Source organism: Gemmiger qucibialis (assembly GCF_027689445.1).
Classification (GTDB): domain Bacteria; phylum Bacillota; class Clostridia; order Oscillospirales; family Ruminococcaceae; genus Gemmiger; species Gemmiger qucibialis.
In genome coordinates, this window is record NZ_JAQFEN010000001.1 from 787,373 (window position 1) to 805,769 (window position 18,397).

General features: G+C 54.2%; 17 protein-coding genes and 2 pseudogenes. 12 read left to right on the top strand and 7 right to left on the bottom strand.

All coding sequences use genetic code 11. The features are described 5' to 3' along the window. Positions 1–104 precede the first annotated feature (104 nt). The 5 genes from PG062_RS03560 to PG062_RS03580 all read left to right on the top strand — a co-directional run bounded on the left by PG062_RS03560 (position 105) and on the right by PG062_RS03580 (position 4,810). The gene (locus PG062_RS03560) at positions 105–716 is read left to right on the top strand and encodes a C39 family peptidase (RefSeq protein WP_270751178.1); all 612 of its coding nucleotides are present in this window, start codon (positions 105–107) and stop codon (positions 714–716) included. A 255-nt stretch (positions 717–971) separates the two neighbouring features. Then, positions 972–1,310 carry a YerC/YecD family TrpR-related protein gene (locus tag PG062_RS03565; protein ID WP_270751179.1) on the top strand — a complete coding sequence of 113 codons (339 nt, stop codon included), beginning with the start codon at positions 972–974 and terminating at the stop codon, positions 1,308–1,310. Continuing rightward, positions 1,307–2,350 (top strand): aldose epimerase family protein, encoded by a 1,044-nt coding sequence (locus PG062_RS03570; RefSeq protein ID WP_270751180.1) that lies wholly within the window; start codon positions 1,307–1,309, stop codon positions 2,348–2,350. The genes PG062_RS03565 and PG062_RS03570 overlap by 4 nt, the downstream gene beginning before the upstream one ends. Before the next feature lie 392 nt (positions 2,351–2,742). After that, complete coding sequence (locus PG062_RS03575; RefSeq protein WP_270751181.1) at positions 2,743–4,188, top strand: DNA recombination protein RmuC; 1,446 nt, start codon at positions 2,743–2,745, stop codon at positions 4,186–4,188. A gap of 100 nt (positions 4,189–4,288) precedes the next feature. Next, complete coding sequence (locus PG062_RS03580; protein ID WP_270751182.1) at positions 4,289–4,810, top strand: HdeD family acid-resistance protein; 522 nt, start codon at positions 4,289–4,291, stop codon at positions 4,808–4,810. A gap of 466 nt (positions 4,811–5,276) precedes the next feature. On the opposite strand, the gene PG062_RS03585 is transcribed toward PG062_RS03580, so the two are convergent. The 5 genes from PG062_RS03585 to PG062_RS03605 form a co-directional block, all read right to left on the bottom strand. Next, complete coding sequence (locus PG062_RS03585; RefSeq protein WP_270751184.1) at positions 5,277–6,032, bottom strand: ABC transporter ATP-binding protein; 756 nt, start codon at positions 6,030–6,032, stop codon at positions 5,277–5,279. After that, positions 6,025–7,044, bottom strand: coding sequence for a FecCD family ABC transporter permease (locus PG062_RS03590; protein ID WP_270751185.1), 1,020 nt, complete (start codon positions 7,042–7,044; stop codon positions 6,025–6,027). Before PG062_RS03590 ends, PG062_RS03585 begins: the two co-directional genes overlap by 8 nt. Beyond that, on the bottom strand, positions 7,041–8,036 hold the full coding sequence (locus PG062_RS03595) for an ABC transporter substrate-binding protein (RefSeq protein WP_270751186.1): 996 nt from the start codon (positions 8,034–8,036) through the stop codon (positions 7,041–7,043). The genes PG062_RS03590 and PG062_RS03595 overlap by 4 nt, the downstream gene beginning before the upstream one ends. Positions 8,037–8,350: 314 nt before the next feature. Next, the gene (locus PG062_RS03600; protein WP_270751187.1) at positions 8,351–9,097 is read right to left on the bottom strand and encodes an N-acetyltransferase; all 747 of its coding nucleotides are present in this window, start codon (positions 9,095–9,097) and stop codon (positions 8,351–8,353) included. Between the two features lie 374 nt (positions 9,098–9,471). Then, the gene (locus tag PG062_RS03605; RefSeq protein ID WP_270751188.1) at positions 9,472–9,675 is read right to left on the bottom strand and encodes a hypothetical protein; all 204 of its coding nucleotides are present in this window, start codon (positions 9,673–9,675) and stop codon (positions 9,472–9,474) included. Between the two features lie 95 nt (positions 9,676–9,770). On the opposite strand from PG062_RS03605, the gene PG062_RS03610 reads away from it, so the two are divergent. Continuing rightward, positions 9,771–9,998: a hypothetical protein gene (locus PG062_RS03610; RefSeq protein ID WP_114001308.1), complete on the top strand. Its 228-nt coding sequence runs from the start codon at positions 9,771–9,773 to the stop codon at positions 9,996–9,998. A 386-nt stretch (positions 9,999–10,384) separates the two neighbouring features. Here the strand turns inward: PG062_RS03610 and PG062_RS03615 are convergent. Beyond that, positions 10,385–10,504, bottom strand: a pseudogene (locus PG062_RS03615) (IS200/IS605 family transposase); the annotation flags it as partial. A 48-nt stretch (positions 10,505–10,552) separates the two neighbouring features. Then, complete coding sequence (locus PG062_RS03620) at positions 10,553–11,437, bottom strand: helix-turn-helix domain-containing protein (protein WP_270751189.1); 885 nt, start codon at positions 11,435–11,437, stop codon at positions 10,553–10,555. Positions 11,438–11,970: 533 nt separating this feature from the next. On the opposite strand from PG062_RS03620, the gene PG062_RS03625 reads away from it, so the two are divergent. The 6 genes and pseudogenes from PG062_RS03625 (at position 11,971) to PG062_RS03650 (ending at position 18,272) form a co-directional block, all read left to right on the top strand. After that, positions 11,971–13,608, top strand: coding sequence for an ABC transporter substrate-binding protein (locus PG062_RS03625; RefSeq protein ID WP_270751190.1), 1,638 nt, complete (start codon positions 11,971–11,973; stop codon positions 13,606–13,608). Positions 13,609–13,698: 90 nt separating this feature from the next. Next, complete coding sequence (locus PG062_RS03630) at positions 13,699–14,616, top strand: ABC transporter permease (RefSeq protein WP_270751191.1); 918 nt, start codon at positions 13,699–13,701, stop codon at positions 14,614–14,616. A gap of 15 nt (positions 14,617–14,631) precedes the next feature. Beyond that, positions 14,632–15,468, top strand: coding sequence for an ABC transporter permease (locus PG062_RS03635; RefSeq protein ID WP_270751192.1), 837 nt, complete (start codon positions 14,632–14,634; stop codon positions 15,466–15,468). Positions 15,469–15,481: 13 nt separating this feature from the next. After that, positions 15,482–16,477: an ABC transporter ATP-binding protein gene (locus PG062_RS03640; protein WP_270751193.1), complete on the top strand. Its 996-nt coding sequence runs from the start codon at positions 15,482–15,484 to the stop codon at positions 16,475–16,477. Next, a pseudogene (locus PG062_RS15805) lies at positions 16,470–17,445 on the top strand (ABC transporter ATP-binding protein). Before PG062_RS03640 ends, PG062_RS15805 begins: the two are co-directional and overlap by 8 nt. A 23-nt stretch (positions 17,446–17,468) precedes the next feature. Then, complete coding sequence (locus tag PG062_RS03650; protein ID WP_270751194.1) at positions 17,469–18,272, top strand: tetratricopeptide repeat protein; 804 nt, start codon at positions 17,469–17,471, stop codon at positions 18,270–18,272. Positions 18,273–18,397: the final 125 nt, after the last annotated feature.

Sequence of the window (18,397 nt, forward strand, 5' to 3'; positions counted from 1 at the left end):
GCCCTATAAATTATAACAGACTGAGCGGATACTGCGGCTTTCCTTTCCCAGTGAAATCTGGTACAATCAAAACGGAAATAATCGTATGATTGCGAGGCGCTTTTATGGCATCCATCCTGCTGCCAGTTCCCCAGATCCTGCAAAACCCGGAGCTGCCCAACGGCTGCGAAATTACCAGCTGCTGCGAAGTGCTGCACTACCTGGGCTTTGCCCCGGATAAGTGCGAACTGGTCGACCACTATCTGCCGCGCAGCGCCCAGTGGTACGGCGCAGACCCCGACGAGGTTTATATGGGCAATCCTCACCTGGACGATGGCAGCCCCGAAACCGGCTATTACTGCTTTGCGGGGCCGATTGTGCAGGCGGCGAACGCCTACCTGGCTGTGCAGGGCAGCAGCTGCCGCGCTTATGATCTGACCGGTGCCGAGGAAGCCGAACTGGCATCCCAGCTGCAGGCCGGGAACCCGGTCATCTTTTGGGCAACGCTGCATTTTGGCGATATCCAGCACGACCCCTGCGGTGAATACGACCTGCCCGGTGGGCGGCGGCACGAGGTGCTGCACACCCTGCACTGTATGGTGCTGTGCGGCATGGATGACCAGAACTTTGTGGTGGCAGACCCGCTGGATTTTAACCGTGTGGTACCGCGTGTCCAGTTCATGAAAATTTACCGCCAGCTGGGGCGGCGGGCCGTGGTGATTAAAAAAGATTCCTAAAACCATTGGGCGGCGGACACGCGCCGGTGCTCAATGTCTTTATCATACCGCGGGGCCTGCCGGAGCGCAAGAAAAACTTTTGGCCCGGCGGGGCGGAACTGACAGACCTCATAAAAATTAAATATGGAATTCAGCGCATTAAAGTCTTGACTTGTGTTGGTGCAGTTGCTAAAATTGATAAGTGATAGCTTGCCACATTTTGGTTGTTTTGGCAGGGCAAATATGCACGATGATGCAATATATAAGGAGGCGCCTATGCGCGCTGGAACCACCCCCAACGGGCAGCCCCGCAGCACTGCTTTGTATGAAGCCATCCTGCGGCTGGATAATCTGGACGATTGTATTCGATTTTTTGAGGATCTCTGCGCTGTAACGGAGCTCCGCACCATGGAACAGCGCTATGATGTAGCAGGGTGCCTGCTGCAAGGCAAGGTGTACAGCGAAATCCGCCAGCTGACGGGCGCTTCCAGCGCAACGGTCAGCCGGGTGAACCGGATGCTGAACTATGGCACCGGCGCCGTGGGCAAAAGCGTCCGCCATGACCTTGCTGCACAGCAGGACGGCGAAAATTCTGAAGGAGGAACCACAGAATGAGCATTCAAATCAAAGATTTCAGCAAAACCACCGCAGGCCAGTCGGTCAAGGTCGGTATTCTGGCGAACGATACCATCGAAGTTCATATTTTAAGCTATGGCGCTACCATCCAGCAGCTGCTTGTGCCGGACCGCAAGGGCAACAAGGTGGATGTTGTGCTGGGCTACCCCACCGTGCAGGATTATGAGCTGAACACCTGTTTTCTGGGCGCTGTGGTGGGCCGCTACGCCAACCGCATTGGCGGCTCCAAATTCACCCTGTATGAGGAAGAATACCATGTTACCCCGAACGAGGGCAAAAACTGCCTGCACAGCGGCCTGCACGGCTTTGATAAGACCGTGTTTGACATGGGCTTTGAGGGGGACGATACCCTGGTTCTGACCGCAGCCAGCCCCGACGGCACCGACGGCTTCCCCGGCAACGCCGAGCTGGAAGTGCGCTACAGCCTGGCAGGCGCCGGCCTGATGATTCAGTACACCCTGACCACCGATGCCCCCACTGTGGCAAACATTACCAACCACAGCTACTTTAACCTGAACGGCCATGCTTCCGGCAGCGTGCTGGGGCACCGTCTGTCTCTGGCTGCACCGGCCTATCTGGAAACGGATGCCGGTTCCATCCCCACCGGGCGCAAGATCGCTGTGGCAGGCACCCCGATGGACTTTACCGAGGAAAAGACCATTGGCCGCGATATCAACGCCGATTACCCGGCCCTGAAGCAGTGCAGCGGCTATGACCACTGCTATGTTATTGCGGACAGCGGTCTGCGCCACACCGCATGGCTGACCGGCCCCGAAACGGGCATCCGCATGGAGACCCTGACCACCCAGCCCGGCGTGCAGCTGTATACTTCCAACTTCCTCAAGTCCGCCACCGCCTGCAAGGATGGCGCATCTTACGGCCAGTATGCCGCCGTCTGCCTGGAAACCCAGGATTTCCCTGATGCCCCTAACCATCCCGATTTCCCGGATACCACCGTCCTGCCCGACCGCCCCTACAGCGCAACCACTCTGTACCGGTTTGACTTGGCACCGCTGTGAAACGCATAAAGGGATAAGTTAAGAAATAAAAAGGGAACGTGCCCTGTGAATCAGGTGCGTTCCCTTTTTTGGTGTTATATCAAATGCTATTGCTTACGATTGTGATATAAGAATTGATAAACACTACCGGAAGCCTTGAAAGCACGCAGTAGGGGGGCATCATCCCGCATAGCGCACCTTGCCATATATTCCGTCACGTCGTTCTCCGCAAGGCGACGGGCGCACAATATGCGCCCCTACGGGGCGCCCTACTCCATAAACTCCTGCTTTTAACCGCCCCATTTTCCTTCTTTAAATCGCAAGCGCTGCACAACAAAAGGTTGTATCTTGCAGTTTCCTATGCTATACTAAAGCTGAACCAAAACAGCCAAGTAAGAAAGGAACCTTGTGGGATGCAGCCTTTATTGATTATTCTTCTGTTGCTGTCGGTACTGACCAACGTATTATTGATTCTGCTTTTGCTGCGCAGCGGCCAGCAGAACACCGCCGAGGACCAGACTGATGAAATTGCCCGCATTGTGCGGGATGAAGTAGAGGCCGAAACCGAAGTGCTGGCCGACCAGCTGCGCGTGATGCAGGGCGAAGTGACCCGCACAACCTCCGCCAGCGCGCGGGACATGGGAACCCTGCTGGCCGAAAGCCAGCGCCAGAGCCAGGAAGCCGCCACCGCCCGGCTGGACGCCATCGACCGCGCCGGTGCCGCCCGCCAGCGCGCTGCCAACGATGCCCTGCTGGCTCAGCTGCAGGTGCTGGAAACCCGCCTGAAAAATCTGGAAGACACCAACGCCAACCGGCTGGACGGCGTGCGGGCAACCCTGCTGCAGGGCATGGCAAACATCCGGGCCGACAATAACAAAAAGCTGGATGAAATCCGCGGCACGGTGGACGAAAAGCTGGAAGCCACGCTGCAGCGCCGGGTCAGCGAATCGTTCCGGGCGGTCAGCACCCAGCTGGAACAGGTGTACAAGGGCCTGGGCGAGATGCAGAACCTTGCCGCCGATGTGGGCAGCCTGAAGCAGGTGCTTTCCGGCGTAAAGACCCGCGGTATTCTGGGCGAAGTACAGCTGGGGGCGATCCTGAAAGAAATTTTGGCCCCCGGCCAATACGCCGAAAATGTGGCTACTGTGCCCGGCAGCAGCAACCGGGTGGAATATGCCGTCAAGCTACCGGGCCAGAGCGGAACCGTGTGGCTGCCCATTGACGCCAAGTTCCCCGGCGATACCTATGCACACCTGCAGGATGCCCAGGCCAGCGGCGACCCCGCCGCGGTAGCCGCCGCCCGTCGCCAACTGGAAACCGTGGTGCGGCAGGAAGCCAAGGACATCCACGATAAATACATTGAAGTCCCGTACACCACCGCATTCGGCATTCTCTTCCTGCCGTTTGAAGGGCTGTATGCCGAGGTGGTGAACTGTGGTCTGCCGGAAATTTTGCAGCGGGATTACAAGATCAACATTGCGGGGCCTTCCACTATGGCGGCCCTGCTGAATGCGCTGCAGATGGGCTTCCGCACGCTGGCCATCCAGAAGCGCTCCGGCGAGGTATGGCAGATTTTGGGCGCGGTAAAGACGGAGTTCGAGAAGTTCGGCAGTGGACTGCAATCCATGCAGCGCCACCTGAACCAGACCGGCAACGATCTGGAAGAGCTGATCGGCACCCGCAGCCGCGCTATTACCCGCAAGCTGGAAAGCGTGCAGCAGCTGGAACCCACCGAAGCCGCCGATCTTTTGGGGCTGGCAGAGGGCGGAAGCAGAATTTCCACACAAAACAGTGAAATTGACCGGCAGGATAACGCTCCTCGCCTGCGCCGCAAGGATGACGCAGGCATGCCCATGTGATATAATATGCCCATGTGATATAATAAAGATAGAAGGCAGGTGCGCCCTGCATGGCGCAGCGTACATCGGCCCAGGCTATCCACAAGGAGGGACTGCTTTTATGAAAGAGATCCGTTGGGAACTGATTTTGATGCCGCTGGTCAGCATTGTGCTGGGCATTTACCTGATCATGCAGCCGGGTGCCGCCACGGTTGCGCTTTGTTCGCTGATTGGCTGGCTGATTTTGCTGGCCGGTGCTGCCGGTGCGGTCAATTCCGTCACCTTCCAGCGCGCCACCTTTATGACTTCGCCTTTGCTGCCGGTCAGCGTGGCGGGCATTATGGTGGGGCTGTTCTTCATTACACGGCCTTACACGCTGGTGGAGATCGTGGGGCTTATCATCTGCGTATTTTTGATGATTCAGGGCATGACCAGTATCCAGACCGCAGTCAACCGCAAGCGCTGGGGCGATACCCTGTGGTGGGTGCCGCTGATCATCGGCATTGCCTGTGTGCTGCTGGGTGTATACGCCCTGTTTGCGCCGGGCGCTTCCACCGCGCTGATGATGCGCATTGCCGGTATCATGCTGGCATTCAGCGGCGTGGTTAACATGATCGCCGCGTTCGCCCTCACCAAACAATAACCGTTAAAGCCGCATAAACAAACCGACCGCAGGGGCGAATGAGTTATCGCCTTTGCGGTCGATTTTGTTTGTATTGGGTTGTGGGTGTTATGATTGGAGCGATGCGGCGGCGGGCGCACGATGTGCCCCCCCTACGGGTGATTCACGTTTTTCAGCACTCTGCCGAACCAGGGCAACACCGCACAATTCCCGCCTTGCGGCTTAAGCACCGCTCCGGCAGCTGCGGCACGGCATCTGCGTTGCCAAAATGCTCGATAATGTCGGGTTGCGGTACCCGCATCGTGCTTCGGGGGCAAAAGCCCCTCGCACTCTGCGACCGCTGCCCCTGCTTCGGTTCGCTGTTTCCGCCACTGGCGGCGCTCACCTTTGCAGCATCCAGTATTATCTGCGCTTTTGGCTTGGCATCTGCCGCACCTCGCTCGCCGTATCGGCACTTAGAATTATGCGGTATTGCCCCAGAATTTGCTTACCCCTCCGCCTTCACATACCACACCCCATCCGGCGCACGGCACAAACGGACGCCAAACACCCGATCCACCGCACCGGTAGCAGCAAGGGCAGCGGAGGTATCGCAGCCAAGCAGGCGGCCGCCACCCAACAGGGCAATGCGATCCGCATACTGCATGGCCTGGGGCAGCTCGTGCATAACCAGCACCACGGCTTTGCCGCCCGCTGCCACGCTGCGCAGCAGGTCCAGCAGTTCAAACTGGGCGCGTACATCCAGAAAGGCACCGGGCTCATCCAATAAAATGGTTGTTCCGCCCTGGGCCAGCGCCATGGCAAGGTACACCCGCTGGCGTTCGCCGCCGGAAAGCACCCGCACATCCCGATTTGCCCAATCCAGCGTGCCGGTCCGGCGCATGGCCTGCTCCACCGCAGCGGTATCCTGCGCTGTCATCCGGCGGGAAAAGCCCAGATACGGGAACCGCCCATGTGCCACCAGCGCCCGCACCGTGATTCCCGGCACCGGGCGGGACTGCGGCATAAACGCTGCTGTGCGGGCAAACTCTTTGCGGCCATAGCTGGCGATGGAGCGGTCATCCAGCAGAATATTGCCGCTGCGGCAGGGCAGCGTGCGCGTCATGGCGCGCAGCAGGGTGGTTTTGCCGCTGCCATTGGGGCCAATCAGCGCGGTCAGCTGGCCGTTTGGGGCGGCAAAGCTCACATCCCGCACCACATCCTGTGCGCCATAGCCCGCACTGACATGCTGTAATTCAATCATACATTCGCCTCCCCCTGCCGTGCAGCAGCAAGCCAAGGAAGAACGGCCCGCCGATGAGGGACAGCAGAATGCCCACCGGCAGTTCAAACGGAGCAAACAGGCAGCGTGCCAGCACATCACACAGCACAACAAAAGCCGCCCCCAGCAGCATGGCCGCGGGCAGCAGAATGCGATGGTTATTGCCCACCAGCCGCCGGGCAATGTGCGGGGCCAGCAGCCCCACAAAGCTGAGCAGCCCTGCAAAGCTGACAGCTGCCCCCGCCAGCAGCGCCGCCGCCAGAATGCCCAAAAAGCGAACTGCTCCGATGTGCAGCCCCAAGGAAGCTGCACTTTGTTCCCCCAGGCATAGCACGTTCAGGTCTGCCGCCAGCAGCAGAGCCAGCAGCGTCCCGGTGATCAGGTAGAGCACAGCGCCTTTCAGCCCGGACAGTGTTACGCCGGACAAGCCGCCCACCAAAAAGTCTGATGCCCCGGCAATCGCATCCGGGTACAATAGCTTGATCGTATTCATGCCCGCGGTCAGCATTCCGCTGACGGCAAGGCCCGCCAGCACCAGCGTGGTGCGGCTTACCCCGGCCCCCAGCGCCAGCCCATACACCAGCAGGGCGGCGGCCAGCGCCCCGGCAAACGCCGCAGGCTGTACCGCGTTGGGGTGGGTAGGCCACAAAGCCGCAGCACACAGTGCCGCCAGCCCGGCGCCGGCGTTCACGCCGATCACGTTAGGGCTTGCCATGGCGTTGTTCAGCACGGCCTGCAGCAAAACGCCCGCTGCCGCCAGCGCGCTGCCTGCCAGCAGTCCGGCCAGGGTGCGGGGCCAGCGCACATGCAGCAAAACGCGGTAGACGGCGTTTTGGGGATCGCCGCTGCACCATGCCTGCCACAGCTGCAAAGGGGTATAGCCTTGGCTGCCAAAGCAAAGCCCGGCCAAAGCTGCCAGCACCACGGCCAGCGCTAAAACGGTCAGCGCGGCTCCCTGCCTGCGCAGGGTGGGCAGTGTTGCGGGCTGTTTCATGCCAGGGCCTCCAGCTGATCAGCCAGCTGGGGATATAGCAGCGCCGCAAGGGTGCGGTAGCTTTCGCCCCAGCGGGCGTTGGGTTTATAGTGGAACAGCGCTTTATCCAGCAGATAATAATGGCCGCTCTGCACGGCGCTCAGGCCGGACCACGCAGGATTGGCCTGCAGGTTTTCGGCCAGCCAGTCCAGCGCTTTCTGCTGGCTGGCCCCCATGGTAACCACAAAAATGTCTTCCGGGTCATCCGCAATGATGTTTTCCATGCTCAGGTTTTCCAGCAGGCTGTCGTCCGCATCGGCAATGTTTATCGCACCCAAGTCCTTCAGCATTGCGCCGGTCATGTTATCGCTGCCTTTTGCCTTGCAGCCGGAGGAATACGCCCGCAGCAACAGCACATTGGGGGCGGGCAGCTTGGCGTTCTGCACCAGTTCCAGCACATCGCTGATCTGCTGCTGCACGGCAAGGCCGTTCTGCTCATACAAATCCTCGCGGCCTGTCATATCACAAAAAGTGCGCAGCATAGCAAGGTATTCATCAAATGTATTGGTTTTGAAATAGGCGTGCGGCACCCCTGCCTCCTGCAAAAATTCATGCAGGGCCGTCTGCTCACTGACCTCGGCATTCAAAATCACAAAGTCCGGGTTCTGGGCCAGAATTTCCTCGGTGTTGGGGTCCTGATTGGTGCCGATCACGGCAATGTCTGTTCCCAGGTCCAGCCCACGCTCCTTGATGGCATCCTCCGTTGTGGCAGTCAGCGTGCCGCCTGCCAGGGTCCATGCTTCGGCAAAGCTGCCGTACAGGCTGACCACACGGTTCCAGCTCTGCACGGTAACGGGGTAGCCCATGGCATCGGTAAAGGTAACGCCGGACTGGGTTTCGGCTGCTTTGGCCGTCTGCTGCGGGGCGGGTGCCTGCACGGCCTGCGGTGCGGCACACCCGGCCAGCAGCAGGGCCGCCAGTGCCAGGGCGGTTATTCCTTTTTTGTACTTCATTTTGTGTTTTCCCTCTATATGCTTTAGAATACGGGCGTACATGGTGCGGTCCCTGCGGAGTATTTTTCAACCGTTTTAGGCTCCGCCATTTTGCTAAGGCAACACCGCACAATTCCCGCCTTACGGCTTAAGCACCGCTCCGACGGCTGCGGCACGGCATCTGCGTTGCCAAAATGCTCGATAAGACATCCAGTATTATCTGCGCTTTTGGCCTAGCAGCTGCCGCACCTCGCTCGCCGTATCGGCACTTAGAATTATGCGGTATTGCCCTAACGCAAAAACATTCGGCCGCTTGTTTCACACGTAAACATTGGTTAACTCTGTACCCCTGCGAGATGCAGAAACTTTTTGTCAGACTGAATGCTCTGGGTCAGGAATTTGCCATCTTTGAACAGTGCATAGGTTGTAACCGGCGCGGGCACATTTTGTGCCTGCACCTTACTGGTGATATGAACAGCTTTCAACGGTATCCCGTGCTCTCTTGCGGCTTCTTCCACCCGCGGCACCCAGTAGTAAGTAAACGGGCACTGATCGGTATAATAAAGAACGAACCCGTTCTGCTCTACCGCAGGGTGCTTGGCGCACGCCTTGAATTTTGGCGGCTCGGCATCTTGTTCAAACGGCAGATACATCAGGTTGATTCCACATTCTGATGTGTCTGCAACAGCAAACCCTTTATATGCCATAAATTTAGGGTCGGAGAGAAATTCGCGTTTTCGTCCTTCTGCGGATAGAATGCACAGCCCTTTTCGCCCCTGCCCTTTTGCATCCTGCACACACTGCTGCAACAGTTCATTGGCGTATCCGTGTCCTTTTAGGGAACCGGATACCCACAAACAATCGATATAAACATATCCGTCTGCCTGAATCGGGACCCATGCGTTTTCTGCCGGGATATACTCAATAAAGCATTTGCCGCGCTCCGTGCTCCGGTAGAAAACCAAACCTTCTGCAAAGCGCTGCTTAAGCCATTCCTTTTTCATCACGCTCTGCTTGCCGGACATTGCACAGCAGATATGTTCTTTCTCAATATTATCCTTTGTAATTTGGATATAATCCATTTGAAAACCCTTTCATGCTTCATGATTCTACCGTGCCCACAATCTCCGGCTTTACTTCTTTATCCTTTCCGTCTGCATAATTTCTTTTAAGGCAATACCGCATAATTCTAAGTGCCGATACGGCGAGCGAGGTGCGGCAGCTGCTAAGCCAAAAGCGCAGATAATACTGGATGCTGCAAAGGTGAGCGCCGCCAGTGGCGGAAACAGCGAACCGAAGCAGGGGCTGCGGTCGCAGAGTGCGAGGGGCTTTTGCCCCCGAAGCACGATGCGGGTACCGCAACCCGACATGATCGAGCATTTTGGCAACGCAGATGCCGTGCCGCAGCCGCCGGAGCGGTGCTTGAGCCGTTAGGCGGGAATTGTGCGGTATTGCCTTAACCTTCTGCGGGTACATTTCCTGCACGGCGGGCTGCTCCCCCAGGCCGCGCAGGGTACGCGCGGGCAAACAGGCAGTCCAGCGCGGCCTGCCGCTTGTGCCGGGTATCTTCAAAAATTTTATTCCACGCGCCGCAAATAGTCAAGGCTTGGGGCGGGGTATCAAAATTCATCGTTCCGCCTCTTAAATTTTTCAAAAACATTTTATTTGTCTGCTCAAATCTGCATTTTCCGCTCGTTATATTCAATGAACAGGCAAAACGCCTGCCGATGTGTGTGATAAAAAGGAGGTAGCACCGTGCTGTTTACCATGTTTGTATTGTTTTTGTTTGGCTGGCTGTTTTTCCATTCCATCGGGCTGGCACTGCACCTGACCTGGTGCGCAGCCAAAGTGATTGCCGCACTGCTGTTTGCGGTAGCGCTGCCGGTGCTGCTGGTCTGCCTGTTTGTGGCGGGCGGCCTATTGCTGCTGGTCCCGCTGGGGCTGATCGGCGCTGCTTTCGGCATTTTGAAATTCTGCGCTTAACCTGTTATCTCTCCTCTTAGCTGTCCTCAACAGGGCAGCTATAATTTTTATAACGCGATGTCTTATCTATGAAAAACAAAAAAGCTTTGGACGCAGGCTTGTGCGGAGCAAACTGTCCAGGGTGTATACAAAAGACGCATATTTGCTGGTTCGAGCGCGAAAAGCCCGTTTGCCATTCTTTTGTCAGCGCCCTTGAAAGCTGTGCTTTTCTCCCTGCGCTCCCCGGACGCTGCTGCCGTTGTGCCTATAGTCAGAACCCCCGGCTAAGCCGGGGGCTTGAGGAAGCCCTAGAAGGGCATATTACAGACAACGCCCCTCAAGGGGCCTCGAACGGTTCGGCCAGCTACATTGCCGACTCGTGGCAGGCCCCTTAAGGGGCGTTTTACTTATGCCTTGGTATTCTTGCTACCCGTAAACGGGTCAATAAACTCTTTCAGGCTCATTTGATCCGCTATCTGATCTTCGTCAAGCTGATGCTTGATGTACTCCGCAATTTGCTTCTTATTTCACCCTAGTCCATATTGTTTTTCCTGCGTTGCAGCAATAACATTTCTTTATTCGGATTCCAGCAGCCCCCATTTGCGCAGCAGCAGGTCGCGCACAAAAGGTGTACCATAATTTGTAAAGCCGTCAGGCGTTTCCTGAACACGATATTCACGCGGAGTCTGTCCGGAAAAACGCACAAAATCGCGGTCAAAACTGCGAGAATTTGCATAACCGCAGCGCTGATAGATCTCACTGATTGGCAAATTTGTCTGAACCAACATGCGGCGGGCTGCATTGATATGCATCAACGCGCAGTAAGTGCTCAGATTGGTGCCAATATACTGACTAAAGAGCCGCGAAATCTGAAAACGCGATACGCCGGTATGGCTTGCCACATCATCGGCTGCAATAGAATTTGGCAGCATGTCACTAATGTACATCAAGGCATCATCCAGTGCCGTATTTTTTCTTGATTGGCTAACAGGTTGTTTATCCAATCCGGCTACCACCTGTGCCAGGATCAAGTTAATGTAGGCTACCAGTGAGACCCGGCTGGCATTGTTGCGGATGCCGTCCGCTACGCCCTGCACTGCCATATCCAGGCTGCCGTTTATCTCAGCCGCTGGTAAGTAGCAAAACTGCCTTCCACTTTGCTGCAATATCGTAGTAAATTGCTGGGCATCCTGCGGAGAAAAAGCCGCCAACAGTGAAAGCGACTCGAAAGGCGAAGCATAGCTGTGCACAGCACCATTAGCAATAAATAAAAGGTCTCCTTTATTTAAAGTAAAGCGATGGCCTTGTACTTCAGTTTCAATCTGCCCCTTTAGCAAGTACAAAATCTCGTAAGAGCGATGCACATGCTCCAGATAGGTCAAGTTTTTCACGATACTGCAGCAAATTTCAGATCCAAATTTCTCGGCATAAGACTTAATGGTATAGTCATCCAACGGCATGCCCTTGCACGGCTCCTCTCTGTAAAAAAATAGTTGTATGTTAATAGATTTGTCACATTTCACAAATTGTCCGCATTTGGCGTTGTTTAGTATTTTATCACACTTTCTGGCGTTTGCGCAAGATTTGTCTACTTTATTTATCTTTAATTCCACTCTGTCCTGCGGCGCTAATGAAAAAAGCCCTTAAAGACCAGTTATAAATGGAAAATTGCAAAAATATACAAAAAAATCCTTCGCGTAAACAGTGAATTGTTTTCATGCGCGAATTGCCGCCTTGCGGTTTTCTTTTTTTCAAGTTTTTCTTGGTGCAAAATCCGTCCAAGCTCAAAGTGCATCTGTTTTTCTATCAGAGACAGTTTTAAAGACACTTTATTGGTGTAAAGCGTTGAATCCTTAGATGTTTTGCACAAAAAGGCTTATATTTTTTCGTTTGACATTGTTCTAAAAAACCGTATAATGGCAAATATCAACTCAGCCGAACGTACGGGAGTCCGGGTTGGAGGAAAGTTCATTTTATAAAAGGAGTGGAATGTATGAGAAAGAAGACTTTCAGCCGTTTCTTGCAGGGTGCTGTAAGTATGGTAATGGTTGCCAGCATGCTGACCGGTTGCGGCGGCAGTGCAGCATCTACCAGCAGCAGTAATGCCAGCGCAGAAACAGCAACTACTGCGGCAGACAACGTGGAGTATAAGGATACCTTGGTCGTTGGCGAATACGGCGACTCGGATTCTTTGGATCCGCAGAAGAACGTTTCCCATGATAAGATTGAGCGTGAGTTATACGAGGGCCTGCTGGAGATCGATCCCGATACCGGCGAGTTCAAGGGCTGCCTGGCTGAGAGCTGGGAGCACAGCGATGACTATATGACCTGGACCTTCCACCTGCGCAAGGGTGTCAAATTTGCATCCTCTGGCAAAGAGATGACCTCCGCCGATGTTGTTGCCACCTTTGACCGCCTGCTGGACAAAGAGCATCCCGGTCGTTACTACCAGAATGTGGAGTTCATCGATACGGTTACCGCTCCCGATGATTACACCGTCGTCATGACTTTGGCTCATGCTTTTGGTGCTGTTGAAGATACTTTGACCCAGGCATGCACTTTTATCCTGAACAAAGACTACATCGATCAGTATGGTGATGACATGGGCTTTGACCCCGCCACCATCGATGGCACCGGCCCTTACAAGCTGGTCAGCTGGGATGTTGACGAACAGGTCGTTATGGAAGCCAGCGAGAACTGGTGGCGCGGTGAAGCCGGCACCAAGAACCTGATTGTCAAGATCATTCCTGAAGCTTCCTCTCGTGCCATGGCAATCGAGACCGGTGAGGTCGATATCATCGACCGTCCGGGTGTTGACGATGTAAGCCGTCTGGAAAACACTGATGGCCTGGTTGTTTTCAAGAAGCCCGGCTACGGTATACATGGCTTCCAGTATAACTGCTCCGAGGGCCATGTGACCAGCGATACCAAAGTTCGCCAGGCTATCATGTACGCCATCGATAAAGAGACCATCTGCCAGGCTCTGTACGGCAGTATTGGTGAGACTGCTACCCATGGTCCTGTGGCGCCTCAGTACTTTGGCTATGTTGACCTGGGTGTTCAGCCCTATGATCCTGAAAAAGCCAAGGAACTGCTGGCCGAGGCCGGTTACCCGAACGGTTTTGATCTGTCTGTTATGACTTACAATGGCTATAATAAGGGCGTTGAACTCGCCGAGGCCATTAAAGATAACCTTGGCAAGGTCGGCATCAATGTTATTATTGACAGCGTGGATGGTGCAACCTTCAATGCTTCTCTGAACGGTATCACCCCCGATCAAATGTCCTGGGATATGTTCATCATGGGCTACGGTGGTCTGGGCGGCCTGGACTGCGATGGTTGTCTGCGCCGTGTGTTCGTCACCAGTTCTGATGGCCTGAACACCAACAATTATGGTTGGTATTCCAACGCCCGCGTGGATGAGTTGCTGAATGGCGCTATCGTTGAGATGGACCAGGAAAAGCGTAAGGAAATGTACAAAGAGGCTCAGCAAATCCTGTACCTCGACGACCCCGTTGCCGTCTACTTCAACCTGCGCAGCAGCATCTTTGTTATGACCGATAAGGTTGAAGGCTTCTCTATGAACGCCACCCAGCGTGTCGAATTTGAGAAGATCAAGGTTCGTGCCTAAAGCACACTGAAAAGTAAACCATGGAGATATGGGTCTGCACCGATGCAGAAGGTGTAGACCCATTCTCCACATATATAGGGGTAGATCCGTATGCTGAAATATATCGTTAAACGAATTCTGCAAATGATTCCCATGATCATTCTTTCCATCGTTGTTTTTTGCATGGTTCGTCTGATCCCCGGCGACCCCGTTACCATGAGCTTGGGCATGGGCGCTGGCAAAGAAGCCATTGCCGCTGAGACAGCCCGCCTTGGTTTGGACAAGCCGCTGTGGCAGCAATATTTTATCTGGGTAAAAAACTTGTTCCACGGTGATTTTGGTACTTCCATCTCGACCCATAAAGCAGTTCTGTATGAAATCGGCCGCCGCTATCCTAACACAATTAAGCTGGCAATCGGCGCCACGATCGTATCTACTGTTTTGGGCGTTTCCTTTGGTATCCTGGCCGCAGTAAAACACAGCAAATTTACGGACAACCTCCTTATGGTCGTCTCTCTAATTTCTATTTCTACCCCGTCATTCTTTCTGGCCATGATCCTGATGCTGATTTTTTGCATCTGGCTGCATTTGTTGCCGGTCAGTGGTTTTGACACCTGGCAGAAGATGCTCTTGCCGATTCTGACCCTGGGTACACAGGAAGTCGGCTATATCACCCGCATTACACGTTCGTCCATGCTGGACGTTCTGGGGGAAGATTACATCCGTACTTCCCGTGCCCGTGGCGTGTCGGAGCGCGTGGTCGTCTGCGTGCACGCTTTCCGCAATGCCATCATTCCGGTTTTGACCTCTGTTGGCTTGCGTTTTGGCTCTCTGCTGGCTGGTGCTACCCTGACGGAAACAGTATTTTCTATTGCCGGTATCGGTCGTCTGACAGTCGACGCGGTTTCCCAGCGTGATTATCCGCTGATTCAGGGGTGCATCCTGGTTCTTGCCTTTACCTTTGTGGTTGTAAACACGCTTGTAGACGTACTATACACCGTAGCAGACCCGCGTATCAAATTTGATTAACAGGAGGGCGTCAAAATGAAGAATAAAGTTTTCCGCCGTTTCCTGCGGCGCAAAGTTTCGGTTGTAGCAGCCATTATCTTGCTTACTATCATTCTGGCCTGCATATTCGGCCCGATGTTTATCACCACCGATCCCCTGGAGCAGGATATTCTGAATGCCTATCAGGCTCCCAGTTCGGCTCATTGGTTTGGCACCGACAATATGGGACGTGACATTTTTATTCGTATGCTGTACGGCGGGCGCAACTCGCTTTCTATCAGCTTTGAGGGCGTTATTCTGGGCACCTTTATTGGCGTTATGCTGGGTGTCTGCGCCGGTTATTTTGGTGGTTTGGTTGACACCCTTATCTCCCGCTTTTTGGATATTCTGCTTGCTTTCCCTGGTCTGCTGCTGGCAATCGCCGTTGTTGCTGTATTGGGCAACGGCATGCAGAACACTGTTATCGCAATTTCGATCTTCTCGATTCCTACAGTAGCCCGTATGGTACGCGGCGAGGTGCTTTCTCTGCGCGGCAATGAATATATTTCGGCCTGCAAAGTCATGGGTGAAAGTTCTGCCCGCATTATCTTTACCCACATCATTCCCAACGCGGTTTCGCAGATCATCGTCAATGTCACTCTGCAGCTGGGTACCGCAATTCTGATTGCTTCTTCCCTGTCCTTCCTGGGATTGGGCGTCACCCCGCCGGACCCGGAATGGGGTTCGATGTTAAGCCAGGCCCGTGAGGTGCTGCGCTCCTACCCCATGCAGGCGTTGATTCCCGGTGCTGCCATTACACTGGTGGTTATGAGTTTCAGCCTGATTGGCGACGGTTTACGTGATGCACTTGACCCGCGCTTGAAGAATGTGTAAGGAGGCAACCTGTATGAGTGAACAACCATTACTGCAGGTACATAACCTGAAAACCTACTTTTATACAGAGGATGGCGTTATGCCTTCCGTTGATGGCGTAGATTTTGATCTGCACGAGGGCGAGACCCTGGCCATTGTGGGTGAATCCGGCTGTGGTAAATCTGTGACCAGCCTGTCCATTATGGGACTGGTGCAGTGCCCTCCCGGCAAAATTGAAGCCGGCGAAATTTTGTATCATGGCAAGGATTTGCTGAAGATCAGCAAAAAAGAGATGCGATCCATCCGCGGCAATGAGATTTCAATGATTTTCCAGGAGCCCATGACCAGCTTGAACCCTGTTTTCACCGTAGGGCGCCAAATCATGGAGTCTTTTATCATTCATCAAAAACTGAATAAAAAAGAAGCCCGTACCAAAGCCATTGAAATGATCCGAATGGTAGGTATCCCCGACCCGGAAAAAGTTGTGGACAAATACCCGCATGAACTTTCCGGCGGTATGCGCCAACGTATTATGATTGCCATGGCTTTGGCTTGCAAACCGCGCATCCTCATTGCCGACGAGCCGACCACGGCTTTGGATGTTACAATTCAAGCGCAGATCATGCAGTTACTGAAAGATTTGAAAGAAAAAACCGGCACATCAATCATCATTATCACACATGATTTGGGTGTTGTAGCACAAATCGCACAGACTGCTATGGTTATGTATGCCGGTCAGGTAGTTGAATATGCGCCTGCCCGCAGCATCTACAAGGATCCGCTGCATCCCTATACAAGGGGCCTGCTGAAGAGCATTCCCAAGTTGAACGAGGATGTAGAAACTTTGTACAACATCAAGGGCATGGTTCCCAGTCCCAAAGAATACCCCAAGGGCTGCCGTTTCTGCCCGCGCTGCCCTTACGCCGCCAAACTTTGCCAAGACAAGCAGCCGCCCCTGACGGTGCTGCCTGATGGCCGCAAGGTGCGCTGCTGGAAATATGACGAACAGGAGGGCAAGAACTTTGAGTGAACCGCTGCTTCAGGTGAAAGACCTAAAAATTTATTACCCCGTAAGAGCAAAAAATGCTTTGGGTGGTTCCGTTTCTTATCTGCACGCTGTGGACGATGTTTCCTTTGATGTGTATAAGGGTGAAACCTTTGGTATCGTTGGTGAGTCCGGCTGCGGCAAATCCACCACCGGCCGTGGCATCGTAGGGCTTTTGGAGCCTACTGCAGGTACCATTCTGTTCGAGGGAAAAGATATCAAAGGCTGCTCCCGCCGCGAAATGGCGCGCCATATTCAAATTATTTTCCAGGATCCCTATTCTTCCCTTGACCCCCGCATGACGGTTGGCCGTTGTATTGAAGAGCCGCTGGACGTGCACAAAGTAGGCATCAAATCGGAGCGCTGGTCCAAAGTGTTGGAACTGATGCAGGAAGTCGGCCTACGTGAAGATCAGGCTTCCCGGTTTCCTCACGAATTTTCCGGTGGTCAACGGCAACGTATCGGTGTTGCCCGCGCTATTGCCCTGCAGCCGGATCTGGTCATCTGCGATGAACCTGTATCGGCTCTGGACGTATCGATTCAGGCACAAATCCTGAACCTGATGCGGGATCTTCAAAAAAAAGTACAATCTGACCTACATTTTTATTTCTCATAACCTCAGCGTGGTCAAACACTTATGTGACCGCATTGCTGTTATGTATTTGGGGCACATTGTGGAGCTGGCGGACAAAAAATCGTTGTTTGATAACCCTGCCCATCCTTACACCAAAGCCCTGTTGGCGGCTATTCCTGTGCCAGACCCGGATGTTCCCAGCATGGTTGGTACGTTGAGCGGCGATGTGCCCAGCCCGCTAGATCCGCCCAAGGGTTGCTGTTTCCATACTCGCTGCCCCTATGCAGATGAGCGTTGCCGCACCGAAGTGCCAAAGCTGCATGAAATCGAACCCGGCCACACGGTGGCCTGCCACAAGTTTGATACCCAAAACAAGTAAAACACTATAGGAGGAACTACATCATGATTGAGCGTAAACTGGAACAAGCTCTGGAAGTCACGCCCTGGCAGCATATTGCCTATGAGCCTGACGACGAATTAAAAGAAGTAGAGACAAAACTGGCAGCAGATCCTGAAAACGCACGTCTTTGGATGGACAAAGGGTTGGTTCTTGCCAAGAATTCATTGTACCGCGAGGCGGAAGAGTGCTACGCCCATGCCATTTCTCTGGCACCCTTTGATGGCATCTTGTACCGGCACCGCGCCCACCGTTTTCTTTCCCAGTGGCGTTTTGAGGATGCCCGTGCCGACTTTGTGATCGCCAGCCGCCTGATTCCCGAAAACTGGGATGTATGGTACCATTTGGGCTTGTCCAACTTCCTGCTGGGTGACTACAAAAAGGCCGCTGCTGCCTACCAGCGTTGCCTGGAGCTTTCTACCAAAGAGGATGAACTGATCGCCGTTTGTGACTGGTATTACATGACTGAGCTGCGTTTGGGCGATAAGGGGGCGGCAAAAAAGCTTCTGGACAACATCCACGAGGATTTTGATCCAGGTGATAATGCCGACTACTTCCGCCGCTTGCTGATGTACAAGGGCGTGGTCAAGCCGGAGGATGTTCTGCCCAAGGATATTGCCGGTATGAAGCCGTTGGATGTCGTCACCCTGGGCTTTGGTCTTTCCAACTACTACTGGTACAATGGAGAAAAAGAAAAGTCAAACGCGCTGATTGACCGTATTCTGGAAGTTGGCGACAGCAGTGATTGCTATGTTGCTTTTGGCTATTTGGCCGCAAAAGTAGACAAGACCAACCGTGCGAAAGCCTAAGGCAACACCGCACAATTCCCGCCTTGCGGCTTAAGCACCGCTCCGGCAGCTGCGGCACGGCATCTGCGTTGCCAAAATGCTCGATAAGACATCCAGTATTATCTGCGCTTTTGGCTTGGCATCTG